This window comes from Lentzea sp. NPDC058436, assembly GCF_042721515.1.
In the GTDB taxonomy this organism is placed as follows: domain Bacteria; phylum Actinomycetota; class Actinomycetes; order Mycobacteriales; family Pseudonocardiaceae; genus Lentzea.
This window is the reverse complement of the sequence record NZ_JBHXLF010000005.1, coordinates 124,282-138,626: the sequence shown is the minus strand read 5'-3', so window position 1 is coordinate 138,626 and position 14,345 is coordinate 124,282. Positions and strand designations below refer to the sequence as shown.

The window sequence follows — 14,345 nt, the reverse complement described above, 5'->3', positions numbered from 1 at the left end:
AGCGGTCCGTCGTAGGGTCGGGGTCATGCGGATCCGACCGGTGGCGTGCATGATCTCGGCGTTGGTCCTGGTTTTGTCGGGTGCGACCGCGGCACGGGCGGGAGGGCGGCAGTTGTTGTACTACAACCACGCCTGGGGCACGCTCGACAGAGCCACGGCGGACGCCGTCGAGCACTCCCGTTACGTCAAGGACTTCGCCGATCTGGAGGTGCGCACCACCACGGGTGCGGACGGCAAGGTCTGGACGGGGCGCTACCTGCGCGGCCGCGAGACGTACCTGGAGATCTTCGGGCTCGGGGACGTGCCGGGCTCGGACGGCGAACCCGGTTCCGCCGGTCTCGGGCTCTCGACCGAGCACGACGGCGACATCGAGAAGCTCAAGACCCGGTTGCGCGGCGCGGGCTCGAACCCGATCGACTTCACGCAGACCCGCGACTTCGGCGACGGCAAGCCCGTGCCGTGGTTCGACTCGGTGTACCTGGCCGAGAAGTACCAGCGGTTCGGCGCCTGGGCGATGGAGTACCGCGACGAGTACCTCAACGACCCGCGCGGCAAGGTGGGACCCGCGAAGTTCCCCGGCGACGTCACGCGCGAGCGGTACATGCCGGACGCGTACAAGGACAAGCTGATGCGCGACGTCACCTACCTGCACCTCGCGATCACCGCGGCCGACATGACGCACACCGTGCCGCTGCTGCGGGCAGGAGGGTTCGCGGTGCGGACCGAGGGCCGCACGGTCGTGGCGACGTGCGGCGGCACCACGATGAGGATCGACGAGGCACCGGTCGAGGACATCGGGCTCAAGCGCGCGGAGTTCGCGCTGAACCGCCCCGCCGCGCTCCACGTCGAACGGCTGGGCACGTCCACGCTGGTCGTGGGCCCGGGCAAGCACGCGGTCTGGACTTTCTGACACCCTGGTCCGAACGGATCAACGAACGGGGTGTCGGTGTCGCTGGTCGGGCGGGATCGGGAACGCGCACGGCTGACCGCGCTCGCGGAGTCGGGCGGGGCGCTGCAGGTCGTCGGCGAGCCGGGCGTCGGCAAGTCGGCGCTGCTGTCCTGCCTCGACGGCCACCGGGTCGTCGGCGTCGAGGCCGAGCAGCACCTGCCCCACGCCGGACTGCACCATGTGCTGCACCCGTACCTGTCCCGTGCGCGACCGGTTCTGGACGTCGCCTTCGGCCTCGCCGACGGCCCCGTGCCCCCGATGCACCTGGTGGGGCTCGCCGCGCTGGAGGTGCTGACCGAGGCGCGGGCCGTCGTGCTGGTCGACGACGCGCACTGGCTGGACCGCGAGAGCCAGGACGTCCTGGGGTTCGTGGCACGACGGCTGCGTGACGGCGCTCTGGTGGTGACGGCCCGGACGCCTGTGTTCTCCGGCGTGCCGACGTTGTCGCTGGAGCCTTTGGCGGTCGGTGAGGCTGTCGAGGTGCTCGACTCGGCCGCACCGGGCCTGGATCCCGAACGCCGCTCGTGGGTGCTGGCCCAGGCAGCCGGGAACCCGTTGGCGCTGGTGGAGCTCCCGTTCGGCGGCAACACCCTGGAGGAGACCTTCGCCGCGCGAGCCTCGGCGCTGCCCGCGTCCGCGCGGTCGGCGCTGCTCGTGCTGGCTCTCGGCGGTGTGCCTTCTGAAGCTCTCGCGCCTGCCGTCGAGGCCGGGCTGGTCGACCGGGACGGCGCGTTCCGGCACCCGTTGATCAGGTCGGCGATCGCGGGCGCGGCGAGTGCAGTGCAACGCCAGGAGACCCACCGCCGCCTCGCCTTCGTGACGGACCACCCCGACCGCCGCGCGTGGCACCTGGCCGAGGCCGCGACCGGCCCCGACGAGAACGTCGCCCGCCTGCTGGAGAACACGGCCGACCGCGCCCTGCGACGCGGTGGCGCCTCGGCGGCGGTGAGCGCGCTGGAACGGTCGGCGGCCCTCGGCGACGCCGGCGAACGCGCCCGGCGCCTGCTGCGGGCGGCCGAACTGGCCTGCGAGGCGGGCCGCCGCGACGACGTGGAGCGGATCCTGCTGTCCGTGCGCGGCCTCGACCTGACGGCGCGGGAGCGCGCGCTCGTGACGTGGCTGCCCACGGCGTTCGACGACGGCGTGGGCGTGGCAGGGGCGGGCGAACTGGTCGGGCTCGCCGAGTCCGTGGTGGCGGGCGGCGACGTCGAGCTCGGGCTGCGGATCTTCTGGAGCGTCGCGATGCGGTGCTTCTGGGTGGAGCCGGGGGCGGCCGTGCGGGAGCGGATCGCGGCGGTGGCGCGGCGGTTGCCGATCGAGGCCGGTGACCCGCGGATGCTGGCGATGATGGCGTACGTGTGCCCGGTGCAGCAGGGGGACGCGGTGGTGGCGGGCCTGCGCGCGGCGGGTGGTGGCTCGGCCAGGGTTTGCCCGCCTGCGGCTCCGGGCCCGGCCGACCCGGCTGCGCTTCGCCCCTCTCCGTCGCCCGACGATCCCGCGACCCTCCGCCTGCTCGGCAGCGCGGCCCTGCAGGTAGGCGCGTTCGCCGACTCCGTCAGGTTCTCCCACGCCGCCCAGCACGGCTTCCGAGCCCAGGGCCAGTTCGGACTCCTCGCCAGAGCCCTCGCCGTCGAGGCCTGGAGCCGCACCCGCCTCGGCGACATCACCGCTGCCGAACCCGTCGCCGCCGAGGCCGCCCTCCTGGCCGAGGAGACCGGCCAGCCGTACATGCACGGCCTGGCGGTGGCCGTCCAGGCCGAGATCGCCGCCCTGCAAGGCGACCACGAGCAGTCCGCCGAGAAAGCAGCCCTCGCCGAACGGATCGGCCTCGCGGCAGGCGCCCGCCCCGTCCTCGCCACCGTGCAGCTGGCCAGGAGCCTGGCAGCCCTGGGCGAGGGCCGCTACGCCGACGCGTTCGCCGCCGTCCGCCGCGTCCACGACCCCGTGGACCCCGCCTACCAGCTGGCGCTGCGCCGGTACGTGCTGCCCGAACTGGTCGAGGCCGCCACCCGCAGCGGCAACGCCGACGAGGCCCGCAAGCTCGTCGAGGAGCTGGACACCGCCACCAGCTCACCCGCCCTGGCGTCCGGCCTGCGGTACGCGCGGGCACTGCTCGCGGCCGACGATGAGGCCGAGGCCCTGTTCGAGGCGGCCCTCGACGCCCCCGACTCGCCGTGGGACCGGGCGCGCGTGCAGCTGGCGTTCGGGGCGTGGCTGCGCAGGCAGCGCCGGGCGACGCGGGCGAGGCCGCACCTGAAGGCGGCCGCGGAGGCGTTCGAGGCGTTCGGCACGAGGGACTGGGCGGAGCGGGCGCGCGAGGAGCTGCGGGCGTCGGGCGAGTCGCGGGGCGGCAACGGCGAGCTGACCGAGCACGAGCTGACCATCGCGCGGATGGCGGCGGACGGGCTGACGAACAAGGAGATCGGGGAGCGGCTGCACCTGTCGCACCGGACGGTGAGCACGCACCTGCACCGGATCTTCCCGAAGCTGGGGGTGACGGCTCGGGCGGAGCTGCGGCAGGCGCTGGAGGAAGGCGGGACGCGGGGCTGAAGGCTCGCGCGGAGCTGCGGGAGGCGCTGGCGGGGCTGTGGGCGAGGGTGGAGCTGCGGCCATCCCCGGAACCCTCCCGCCCCACCGTGACGTACCGAGCCACCGTCACCTGACGCTCGCGACCCCCACCACCCCACCCCTACCGTCGCCGACATGATCAGCAGGCGACAGTTCTCCCAGGCACTGGCCGTGGCAGGCCTCGCAACCGCGGCAACCACCGCGACCGCCCACGCCGCCGAACCGTCCTGGGGCCCGACGAAGCAGATCCGGGCAGGCCTGCTCGACATCGCCTACGCGGAGATGGGCCCGGCGAACGGCCCCGCGACGATCCTCCTGCACGGCTGGCCGTACGACATCCACAGCTTCGCCGACGTGGCACCGGCCCTGGCCGCCCAAGGCCACCGCGTCCTCATCCCGTACCTCAGGGGCTACGGCCCGACCCGGTTCCTGCACGCCCACACCAAGCGCAACGGCCAGCAGTCCGCCATCGCGTCCGACGTCATCGCCTTCATGGACGCCCTGAAGATCCGCAAGGCGACCGTGGCCGGGTTCGACTGGGGCGCGCGGACGGCGTGCATCATGGCGGCGCTGTGGCCGGAACGGGTCACGGCGCTCGTGTCGGTCAGCGGCTACCTGGTCGTCAACCTCCAGCAGAACCAGGAACCGCTGTCCCCGCAGGCCGAACTCGGCTGGTGGTACCAGTACTACTTCGCGACGGAGCGAGGAGTGAAGGGCTACGAGCAGAACTCCTACGAGTTCAACAAGCTCATCTGGAAGCTCGCCTCGCCGCAGTGGAACTTCGACGAGGCCACGTACGCCCGCAGCGCCACGGCCTGGAAGAACCCCGACCACGTCGCGATCGTCGTCCACAACTACCGCTGGCGCCTGCAGCTCGCGCAGGGCGAGCACCGCTACGACGGGCTCGAGCGCAGGCTGCAGGCCAGGCCTGTGATCGGCGTGCCGACGATCACCGTCGCCAGCGACTTCGACGGGCCGACCAAGGACGGTGCGGCGTACCGGGGGCGGTTCAGCGGCCGTTACGAGCACCGGATCCTCGACGGCATCGGGCACAACGTGCCGCAGGAGGCCCCGGCGGCGTTCACCGAGGCCGTCCTCGACGTCACGAAGGGGGCGTGAGGATTCCGCCGGCGGCCGTGCGGATGCGCAGCGAGGAAGTCCGCGCGTCCCGCACGATCCGGTCCACGTCGTAGGCCACGAGACGGCCGCCGCGCTTCAGGATCCGGCCGTCCGCGAACACCGTGTCGACGTTGGCCGCGGTCGCCGCCTGCACCAGCGTCGTCTCGAACAGGCCGCCCGGCGCGAGGTTGATGTCGTTGGCGCGCACCAGGAGGACGTCCGCGCGCTTGCCGACGGTGATCGACCCCGTGACGTCGCCCAGGCCGAGTGCGCGGGCGCCGTTCAGCGTCGCCATCTTCAGCACGTCGGCGAACCCGACCTCGGGCAGACCGGCGGAAGGTGTTCCCGCCCAGGGGATTCCGGTGTTCCAGACGAGCCTCATCGCCTCGAACATGTCGGACGGCGCGATCGAGGTGGCGTCCGACGACAGCGACACCGGCACGCCCGCCCTGCGGAACCGCAGCAACGCGTCCCGCGGATCACCCGCGTTGCCCAGCCGGAACTCCGAGTGCGGCGACCACGAGAAGGCGGTTCCGGTCCTGGCCATGATCTCCATGTCGGAGTCCAACGCCGTGACGTAGTGGCACAGCAGGGTTCTGGGCCCTAGCCAGCCGCGGCGCTCGTAGTCGGCCGCGTCCACGATCCGCGGTGGCGACTGGCCCGCGTGGATCGCGACCGGCAGGCCGCGGGCCAACACGGCGTCCATGTCCGCGAAGAACGCCGGCTCGTCGCTCTGCGACAACCCGCGCACGCACACACCCAGGTGCACCAGCCCGCCGAACGCCGTGCCGCCCGCGAAGTACCGCTGCCGCACGCGATCCACGTCCGTGAAGTCCATCGGCGCGTCCCGCGGCATCTGGTCGACGTGGCCGTAGGAGAACCGTGCGCGCAGCAGACCGTCGCGGTGCGCACGCAGTTCGGCGTCGGCGTGCGCGGGGGAACGGGTGTTGTTCGACCAGTTGTGCACGGTCGTGACGCCCGCGTTCGCCAGTTCCGCGAGCCCCAGCAACACGGAGCGGTAGACGTCGGAAGCTTCGTACAGCGTGGAAGTAGCGCGTTTCGCGGCGAAGTAGGGGAACCCGTCGGCCACGAAGTTGCGGCCCAGCGCGCTCCACATGTGGAAGTGGGTGTTGACGAAACCGGGCATGACGATCATGTCCGACGCGTCGACGACCTGAGCGCCCCGTGCGTTCAGGTCGCGCCCGACAGCAACGATGGAACCGTTGTCGATCAGGACGTCCGCGCGCGGTAAGACCCCGAGTGCCGGGTCCACGGTGACCACGGCGCCGTTGCGGATCAGGTACCGGTTGCGGCGCACGTCGGAGCCGGTGTCCGCACTCGCGACACCAGCGGTCGCGGCCAGTGCCACGCCAAGGGATTTGGTGAGAGTCCGTCGGTTGATCATGCGGCCTCCTAGACAGGGGTGCCGCCATGCTCACCCGCCTCAGCGCGCCTGGTCCAGTGGCCGCAGGTACTTCATCGTGTTCGCGGTGAGCGCCTCCATCTGCGGGCGTGCCGCCTCCAGCCGGGAGGCCTCGGTCGCCTGGCGCCGGATGATCTCGTCCACGTTGGACGCCTGCACCAGCAGTCCCGGCGCGACGAACCAGCCCTCCGGCAGGCTCCTGCCGCTCTTGGCGTGCTGCGCGAGCATCCACCCCGCCACCGCGCCCTTGAGGAAGTGCTCGGCGGAGATCGTCGCGACCAGGTGCCCGTCCTTGACGCCCTGCAACGCCTTCGCGTCGATGCTGAACGCCGCGGCCAGCCACTTCGCGTTCTTCTCCGCGTGCACGGCCGCGAGGTTGATCGCGTCGACGTCACCGGCGCCCAGCAGCGCGAGCGCGTCCGGGTTCGCGTCGGCCAGCCGCTGCCACGTCGCGAGGTTCGTCGTCTGGTCGCGCCCGGTGTCGAGCGGGCCGATCACCTGCAGCTTCGGCAGCCGTTCGGCGAGACGGGCCCGCATCCCCAGCACCCGCTGGTCGAGCGCGGGCATGGCGGGGGAGTTGCTGCCGATCACGATCTTGCCCGTGGCGTCCGGCGGCAACCGGTCGGCCGTCGCGTCGGCGAGCATCGTGCCCAGCTCGAATCCGTCGTTCTCGATCATGAGCTTGACGCCGCTGCCCGGCGCGACCAGACCGCCCGCGACCGCCATCACCGGGATGCCCTGCCCGATCACCTGCGCCATCGGCTCGGCCACGATCTCCGGCGCGACCGCGGACACCCCGATGCCGCCCTTGGCCCGCGTGGCGAGGTCGTTCAGCATCTCGACCTGCTTGAGGCCGTCGTGCGTGTCCGGCCCGGTGACCTCCGTCCGGACACCGCCCGCGATCGCCGCGCCCACGCGGAAGCCCTCGCTCATCTCCTTGGAGAAGTCGCGGCTGTTGTTCTGCGCGAGGAACCCGATTGTGGGCGGGTCATCGGACGTCTGCGCGGTCCCGCATCCGGTCACCCCCGTCACCGCGAGCAAAACCGCAGGAAGGACAGCACGGACGACGCGGACCATGAACGAGCCCCATCAGTTGGTCGTGGAAAGCGGCCAAGGCTAGTGCACATCGGACCGTGGTGTCGGCTTGCGCGAAATCCTTTGGCTGCGTACCAATAGCACCTTCGTCGGAAAGCGATGTCCACGTGAGGCGCCGATAGATGCTGTCCAACTGGGTCGAAGCTCGGACCACCGTGCAGACGACCGTCATCAGCCTGACGGTCGGCCTCGCCGCGCTGGCCGGCCTCGCGCTGTGGACGAGCCTCAGCATGCAGCAAGCCGCGACGCACCTGCACGAGCTCAACGAGATGAGCGACCGCTGGGGTCTCGTCGTTCAGAACGTCGACGTGGCCGACCACGCCCTCACCGACTACGTCAGGTCCGGGACGAAGGTGATGCGCGAGCCCGTCGCGAACGCCACCGGTGCCGCCGACGAGAGCCTGCGCTGGTTGCGCGACAACGGAGGTCCCGCCGACGTCCGCGCCGCCACCATCGTGAGCGACCTCTACCGCGACTACAGCGGTCTGCTGCGCGAGACGGTCGCGGCCGACGAGCGGGCCGACCCCGCGGCGGCGTTGCAGAAGGCGTACCAGGCCGAGCTCACGCTGGTGTCGTTGCGCAAACAGCTGTCGATGGTCGTGCAGCTCAAACGCCTGGAGACGACCGACTACCTGCGTGCCGCGGAGGTGCGCAACGGCAACCTCCGCCTCGCCGCCCTCGTCGCGTTCGCCGTCGACCTGGGACTGGTCGGGGTGTGCGGCGTCGTCCTGCTCGGCCACCGCCGCAAGATCCTCCGCCAGGCCGCCAAGAGCGAGCACGAGGCGATGCACGACGCGCTGACCGGCCTCGCCAACCGCACGCTGCTCACCCAGCACACCGAGCAGGCCATCCGCCGCAGCAACCAGACGGGCGACCCGCTCGGCCTGTTCCTGATCGACCTCAACCGCTTCAAGCCGATCAACGACACCCTCGGCCACGCGTTCGGCGACAGGCTGCTGCAACTCGTCGCCAACCGCCTGACGGGCGCCGTCCGCGAGATCGACACGGTGGCGCGGCTCGGCGGCGACGAGTTCGCGGTCCTGCTGCCCTCGGTGAGCACGTCCGCGAACGCCCTGGTCGTCGCCGAACGAGTGCACCACGCGCTGGCCGAAGCCGTCGACCTGGACGGGCTCTCGGTCGACGTCGGCTGCAGCATCGGCGTCGCGCTGTACCCGACCGACTCGGCCGACGCGCACGAACTGCTCAAACACGCCGACCTCGCCATGTACGCGGCCAAGCGCGCACGCCTGGGCACGTCCGTCTACGAGGCGGTCCTCGACCAGCACAGCGCCGCCCAGCTCACCGTGATCAGCGACCTGCGCCGCGCCCTCGACCAGTCCGAGCTCGTCCTGCACTACCAGCCGAAAGCCGACCTGCGCACCGGCTCGGTCTGCGGCGCCGAGGTCCTGTGCCGCTGGCAGCACCCGCGCCACGGCCTGCTGGGACCCGACCGGTTCATCCCGGCCGCGGAGGAGACCGGCCTGATCGAGCCGCTCACGCAGTACGTGCTCGACCGCGCGCTCGCCCAGTGCCACGCCTGGCACCTCACCGGCTGGGACGTGCCGGTCTCGGTCAACGTCGGCGCCCAGTGCCTGCACGACAGGTCGTTCCCCGACCAGGTCGCCGCGCTGCTGAAGCACCACGGGCGCCCGCCGGACGTGCTGACGCTGGAGATCACCGAGAGCGCCATCATCGCCGACCCGCACCGCGCGTGCGACGTCCTGACGCGGCTGCGGGACCTGGGCGTGCGGCTGTCGATCGACGACTTCGGCACCGGCTACTCGTCCATCGCCTACCTGCGCTCGATGCCGGTGCACGAGATGAAGATCGACCGTTCTTTCACCACGAACATGCGGACGGACTCGTCCAGCGGCGCGATCACCCGCTCGTTGCTGGGGCTCGCGCACAACCTGGAGCTGGAGGTCGTGGCCGAGGGCGTCGAGGACGAGGAGACGTGGGGCGTCCTCGCCGCCCTGGGCTGCGACATCGTGCAGGGGTACTGCCTGAGCAGGCCGTTGCCGGCGGACGAGTTCGCCACGTGGCTGCGGGACCGCATGCTGAACGAGCTGGGGGCGGCGGCTCCCTGAGCGGCGGCTCGGGAAGGGCCCCCGCCGTCGTCTACCGCTGACTGGCGAGCCGGTACGCCGCCGCTCCGATCAGCTCCAGCGACACCTGCAAGCGCTCCAGGCTGATGTTGTCGCGGATCGTGTCCTCCGGCGTGTGGTAGATCGGCTCCAACTGGGCAGGGCCGCCCTCACCGCGCCAGCTGAAGTTCGCCGACGCCATGCCCTTCTCGTGGAACGGCACGTGGTCGCTCGACCCGCGCGCCACCGGGCCGTGCACCCTCGGGTCGTAGCCGAGCCGTTGCGCGGCGGCACGGACGCCGGCCGTCGTCGCGTTGTCGGCGCCGTCCACGGACAGCAGCCAGTAGGCCGTCGCCGGGTCGTGGCTGGTGGCGACCATGTCGTTCTGGAACACGCCCTTGATCCGCGCGATCTCCTCCGGCGGGAGCTGCGAGACGTAGTGCCGCGACCCGAGCAAGCCCTGCTCCTCGGAACCCCACAGCGCGAACCGCAACGCCTTGTGGGTGGGCAGGTACCGCAGGACGCGGGCCAGTTCCAGCGCCAGCACCGTGCCGCTGCCGTCGTCGTTGGCGCCCGGCGAGCCCGGCACGGTGTCGTAGTGCGCGGTGACCATCACGACCCCGTTGTCCCGCCACGGGAACGTCGCCGGCCGGTCCGCGATCACGTTGTAGGACGTCAGGTTCGGGTGGTGGACGGTGCTGATCGTCAGCTCGCCCGTGCCCTGGGTGCGCAGCTTCTCGGTGTGCACCTGGGCCAGGCCGATCACCGGCACGGCGACGTCGCGGTCGAGCGTGGGGGAGAACGCGCTCGACTTGCTCGCGGTGGCGGAGATCCGGCCCAGGACGACGGCCACCGCACCGCGTTCGATCGCCGCGTGGGTGGGCGCGGAACCGGCAGGGGCGTTGACGTAGAACGCGATCTTGCCGGTCAGGTCCGGCAGCTGGCCGTCGACGACCTCGACGAACGGGGCCTTGACGGTGATGCCGAGCTTGCCGAACCGGGACGCGCCGGCCTGCCACTTCCCGTTGACGTCGGCGAGGTACTTGTCCGGCACGGTGAACGGCTGCGTCGTCACCTGGTACCGCAGCGCCCTGAGCTCGCGGACGAGGAAGTCGCGCGCCCGGTGCTCGGACGCGGTGCCGCCGATGCGCGGCCCGATCTGGTCGCTCAGAACCCTGAGGTGTTCGAGCGCCTTGCGGGCCCGAACCCTTGCCACGACGGGGAAGTCGCCGAGGTCGAGGTCCGGCAGGTGCGAGGCGCCTGGCCGTTGCTCGCCGGCCGCGAGCGCGCTCGCCGGGTTGGCCACCACGGCGGCCACTCCGGCCGCCGCCGCGAAGAAGTCACGTCTGCGCAAGTCGTCCCCCATCTCCCGAAGTCCTGAGGCGAACGTAGGCAGGGCGGCGGGCGCGCGACAACCGACTAGTGGCTGGCTTTCACCATGTGGTCGTCGGAGTGCTCGATGACGAGGTCCTGCACCTGTTTGCGCGCGTGCGACCGCGCCTTCTGCACGCACGCCATCAGTTGGGCCGCGAGCACTTCCGGTTCGAGCTCGCGGACCTCGGGGCTCAGGGTGATGCCGGTCGTGAGGCCGTTCGAGTCGACCGTGACGCTGATGCCGCCGCGCGTGGCCTCACCGCTGACCGCCGCGAGGAGCGAGACCAGGTCGAGGTAACGGCGCTGCTCGCGTTCGGCGGCCGCGTCCCTGCGCTCCTCCCACCACGCGATCCGGCGGCGCAGCAACGCCTGCGTGGCCGCGGGGTCGGACACGGGAACCGTCCACGAACCGGACGCCGTGTGCAGCGCTATCGCGTGCGCGTGGGCCGTGACCCGAAGGATGCGCGCGAACGAGACCCCGGCGTCGACCCGGGATCCCTGCCGCGTGGTCCAGTCGACGCGGTCGGTGCCGATCACCAGACGTGTGCCGTTGTCCGCCAGCACCAGCGGGAACGCCGTCGAGCCGAGTTCGAGGACGGGCGAGGAGAGCAGCGAGCGGTGGGCCAGCCGGGCGAGCGCGCTCGCGGACCCCGCGCCCAGCACTCCGGCCGCGCACAACGCCTTCACCGCGATCGCCGCGCCGGGACTGAGCCGCAACGCGATGCCCGAACCCGGCAGCACGCCGAGCACGAGCTGGGCGCCGGTCATCAGGGTGGTGGCGGGCAACCACGAGTGCGGGTCGCTCAACCCGTTGCGGCGCAACCAGGTCAGCAACGCCCACGCGCACGCGGCCGCGGCGACGGCCGGAATCGCCGACCACCACGGCATGACGGCCTGCCCTGCCGAGGTCATCCCGGCGAGCACGACGCAGACGATGCCGATCGCGACGGGCAGCACGCCGGCGGAGAGCAACAGCAACGTCCTCGTGCGGCGCCAACGGGCGGCGAGTGCCAGCACGACCTGGGGGTCGTTGGTCAGGGGGACGGCGTGGGGGATGAGCGTCATTTTCGGGCACCCCTCGTCAGCTCTCCGCCATCACCTGGTTGTGACGACGGGCCGACCAGACTTCCCGGCTCACCTGCCCGTAAATATGCCGTAAATGTCCAGATCAAGCAAGCCTTGTCCACTGTGGACGGTGCTGGTGCGAGTCTCGGGGGAACGCCGATCCGTTGTGCCGAAATGCTTTCGCGCGCGTTCCGGAAAATTGGTTCAATGCGCGGGTGATCTCGTACAGCACCGATCTCAGCGGCCTGACCGAGGCCGATCTCGCCGGGTTCTTCGTGGACTGGCCCAGGCCGCCGTCACCCGCCCAGCACCTCGCCGTGCTGCGCGGGAGCTACCGCGTGGTGATCGCGCGCTCGCGGGACGAGGTCGCGGGCTTCGTGAACATGATCAGCGACGGCGTGCTGACGGCGTTCGTCCCGTGGCTGGAGGTGCGGCCGTCGTTCCAGGGGCAGGGCATCGGCACCGAGCTGATGCGCCGGATCGTGGCCGAGGCGGCGCATCTGTACTCGGTCGACCTCACGTGTGACGACGCGCTGCGGCCGTACTACGAACGTCTCGGCATGTCCGCGCTGACCGGGATGGGACTGCGCAACCGCGACGCGATCTAGATCCCTTCGAGGTCCAGCGTCTGCTGGTGCGGGCCGCCCGTGAACGAGCTCGTGAGCAGCCCGGCGGAACGGCACCGCCCGCACGTCACCGGTGAGGTCGTCGCCTTGAACCGGGTGAAGTCCCAGCTGCCCGTGCCGACGTGGCAGCCGGGGCCGGGCACCTCCAGCCCGAGCCAGCCCTGCATCCGCACGGCGTGCACGACGTCGGACCCGTCGATGTACCCGTTGAGCCGCCCGGCGAACCGGTTGCGCGCTTCCGCCGCGGGCGCGCTCAGTGCCTCCTGCAAGACCGAGATGCCGTTCATGGACCCGATTCAACCTCACTCGGCCGCGTCGAGTCGCGCACCACGCCGCTCCAGCACGGTGAGGCTCCGCGCACACCACCGGACGTTGTCCCGCTCGAACGACAGGCCGCGCAACAACGTCAGGTACGGCCCGACCCGTTCGGCGGTGGCGAGGAACTCCTCTTCCGTCCTGCCGTCGAGGAACCTGGCCCGCAGGCGTTCGTAGCGCTCGACCTTCGCCTCCGCCCACCGCTTGCGCTCCCGGATCGACGCCTTCACCGCCTCGGCGTCGCCGGAGTCCACCGCCAGCACCGCGACCAGCAGCTCGTCCCGGATCGCGGTGGGCTTGTGCTGCGCGGCCGTGAACCTCGTCAGCTCCTCCAGGCCTTCCTCGGTCAGGGAGAACAGCCGCTTGGTCGGCCGGCGCTCCTGCTCGACCGTCCGCGCGGTGATCAGGCCGTCCGACTCCATGCGGTCGAGCTCCCGGTAGAGCTGCTGCGGCGTGCAGATCCAGAAGTTCGCCACGGACGCGTCGAACACCTTGGTCAGGTCGTAGCCGGAGGACTCCCCGTCGAGCAGAGCGGCCATCACGGCGTTGCGCAGCGACATAGCAGCAGGTTACGGTGCCATCACCTAGTCAACAAGTTGAGTATGTGAGGGCGTGCCGTGAACGCATTCCGCAAGGCAGTCGAGGCGCGGGACACCGAGGCGATGGCGGCGTGCCTGGCTGACGACGTCGTGTTCACCAGCCCCGTCGCCTTCGCCCCGTACCCCGGCAAGCCGCTCACCGCGGCGATCCTGCGCGGCGTCATGCGGGTGTTCGAGAACTTCCGCTACGAGCGCGAGATCATCGACGGCCCGAACCACGCGCTGGTGTTCCGCACCGAGGTCAACGGCAAGGAGATCCAGGGCTGCGACTTCCTGCACCTCGACGAGAACGGGCTGATCGACGAGTTCACGGTCATGGTGCGGCCGCTGTCCGGCGCCCAGGCCCTGTCCGAGGCGATGGCCGCCCAGTTCGAGCAGATCAAGGCCGAGGCGCTGGAGGAGCTCAGCTCCTGAGCTCGTACACGCTCACGTGCCGTCTGCTGTCCGCAGTGAACGGCTCGCCCTCCCACCCGCCGTACCGGGCGCGCAGCCGCAGCCCCGCGATCCGCGCCATCAGGTCGAACTCGGACGGGTAGCTCAGCCGCTGCCGGATCGGGCCGAACCGGATGCCGTCCGCGCCGATGTAGACGTGGTTCTCGTCGAGCATCTGCGTCACCGGGTCGTAGCGGTTGACGTCGAGCCGGACGTGGTCGACCTCGACGGCCTCCACGTCGACGAAGTCGTACCGCTGCCGGGCCGCCCAGCTCGGCAGGCCGCACTCGACCACGAACGCGCCGTCCGGGGTGAGGTGGCGTGCCGCGTTCTCGAAGCAGCGGACCTGGTCGTCCTGGGTGAGCAGGTTCGAGATCGTGTTGTAGACCAGGTACACGAGGTCGTACGTGCGGCCGGTGCCGGTCTGCGACATGTCGCCGATGGTCACGTCGACGTCCGCGCCACCGGGTTTCTCGCGCAGGCGGGCGACCATGTGCGGTGACAGCTCGATGCCGTCGACCGCGACGCCGCTTTCCCGCAGTGGCAACGCGATCCGGCCCGTGCCGATCGCGAACTCCAGTGCCTTGTCGCCGAACGACGCGAGGAAGCGGACTGTCTCGTCCTCGTCGCCGCGGGGGTGGTTGTCGTAGGTCTTGGCCGTTTCGGGACTGAAACTCGGGTTGAATCCCTTCACGA

Annotated in this window: 13 protein-coding genes; 6 read left to right on the top strand and 7 right to left on the bottom strand. The window is 71.1% G+C overall.

What is annotated here, in order from left to right; all coding sequences use genetic code 11:
* The first annotated feature begins 25 nt into the window (after positions 1-25).
* The 3 genes from ACFWN2_RS21815 (at position 26) to ACFWN2_RS21805 (ending at position 4,636) form a co-directional block, all read left to right on the top strand.
* Complete coding sequence (locus ACFWN2_RS21815) at positions 26-910, top strand: DUF5829 family protein (protein WP_382429933.1); 885 nt, start codon at positions 26-28, stop codon at positions 908-910.
* Between the two features lie 30 nt (positions 911-940).
* A complete protein-coding gene (locus tag ACFWN2_RS21810) occupies positions 941-3,499 on the top strand; it encodes a LuxR C-terminal-related transcriptional regulator (protein ID WP_382429931.1) in 2,559 nt (852 codons plus the stop codon).
* Positions 3,500-3,652: 153 nt separating this feature from the next.
* Positions 3,653-4,636 (top strand): alpha/beta fold hydrolase, encoded by a 984-nt coding sequence (locus tag ACFWN2_RS21805; protein ID WP_382429929.1) that lies wholly within the window; start codon positions 3,653-3,655, stop codon positions 4,634-4,636.
* On the opposite strand, the gene ACFWN2_RS21800 is transcribed toward ACFWN2_RS21805, so the two are convergent.
* Positions 4,620-6,041 (bottom strand): amidohydrolase family protein, encoded by a 1,422-nt coding sequence (locus tag ACFWN2_RS21800; protein ID WP_382429927.1) that lies wholly within the window; start codon positions 6,039-6,041, stop codon positions 4,620-4,622. The two genes, ACFWN2_RS21805 and ACFWN2_RS21800, sit on opposite strands and share 17 nt — an antisense overlap.
* A 39-nt stretch (positions 6,042-6,080) precedes the next feature.
* Complete coding sequence (locus ACFWN2_RS21795; RefSeq protein ID WP_382429925.1) at positions 6,081-7,082, bottom strand: sugar ABC transporter substrate-binding protein; 1,002 nt, start codon at positions 7,080-7,082, stop codon at positions 6,081-6,083.
* A 194-nt stretch (positions 7,083-7,276) separates the two neighbouring features.
* On the opposite strand from ACFWN2_RS21795, the gene ACFWN2_RS21790 reads away from it, so the two are divergent.
* The gene (locus tag ACFWN2_RS21790; protein WP_382429923.1) at positions 7,277-9,241 is read left to right on the top strand and encodes a putative bifunctional diguanylate cyclase/phosphodiesterase; all 1,965 of its coding nucleotides are present in this window, start codon (positions 7,277-7,279) and stop codon (positions 9,239-9,241) included.
* Between the two features lie 31 nt (positions 9,242-9,272).
* Here the strand turns inward: ACFWN2_RS21790 and ACFWN2_RS21785 are convergent, their stop codons facing one another.
* Both ACFWN2_RS21785 and ACFWN2_RS21780 read right to left on the bottom strand, forming a co-directional pair.
* Positions 9,273-10,604, bottom strand: coding sequence for a M28 family peptidase (locus ACFWN2_RS21785; protein ID WP_382429921.1), 1,332 nt, complete (start codon positions 10,602-10,604; stop codon positions 9,273-9,275).
* Positions 10,605-10,657: 53 nt separating this feature from the next.
* Complete coding sequence (locus tag ACFWN2_RS21780) at positions 10,658-11,677, bottom strand: YbaB/EbfC family nucleoid-associated protein (RefSeq protein WP_382429919.1); 1,020 nt, start codon at positions 11,675-11,677, stop codon at positions 10,658-10,660.
* 215 nt (positions 11,678-11,892) lie between these two features.
* Here ACFWN2_RS21780 and ACFWN2_RS21775 point away from each other — a divergent pair, with 215 nt between their 5' ends.
* Complete coding sequence (locus ACFWN2_RS21775) at positions 11,893-12,285, top strand: GNAT family N-acetyltransferase (protein ID WP_382429917.1); 393 nt, start codon at positions 11,893-11,895, stop codon at positions 12,283-12,285.
* Here ACFWN2_RS21775 and ACFWN2_RS21770 read toward each other — a convergent pair.
* Together ACFWN2_RS21770 and ACFWN2_RS21765 are read right to left on the bottom strand one after the other, a co-directional pair.
* Positions 12,282-12,590, bottom strand: a complete 309-nt coding sequence (locus ACFWN2_RS21770; RefSeq protein ID WP_382429915.1) for a hypothetical protein — start codon at positions 12,588-12,590, stop codon at positions 12,282-12,284. The genes ACFWN2_RS21775 and ACFWN2_RS21770 overlap by 4 nt on opposite strands.
* Before the next feature lie 15 nt (positions 12,591-12,605).
* The gene (locus tag ACFWN2_RS21765; RefSeq protein WP_382429913.1) at positions 12,606-13,178 is read right to left on the bottom strand and encodes a PadR family transcriptional regulator; all 573 of its coding nucleotides are present in this window, start codon (positions 13,176-13,178) and stop codon (positions 12,606-12,608) included.
* 57 nt (positions 13,179-13,235) lie between these two features.
* On the opposite strand from ACFWN2_RS21765, the gene ACFWN2_RS21760 reads away from it, so the two are divergent.
* Positions 13,236-13,631 (top strand): nuclear transport factor 2 family protein, encoded by a 396-nt coding sequence (locus ACFWN2_RS21760; protein ID WP_382429911.1) that lies wholly within the window; start codon positions 13,236-13,238, stop codon positions 13,629-13,631.
* On the opposite strand, the gene ACFWN2_RS21755 is transcribed toward ACFWN2_RS21760, so the two are convergent.
* Positions 13,621-14,343, bottom strand: coding sequence for a class I SAM-dependent DNA methyltransferase (locus ACFWN2_RS21755; protein WP_382429909.1), 723 nt, complete (start codon positions 14,341-14,343; stop codon positions 13,621-13,623). The genes ACFWN2_RS21760 and ACFWN2_RS21755 overlap by 11 nt on opposite strands.
* Positions 14,344-14,345: the final 2 nt, after the last annotated feature.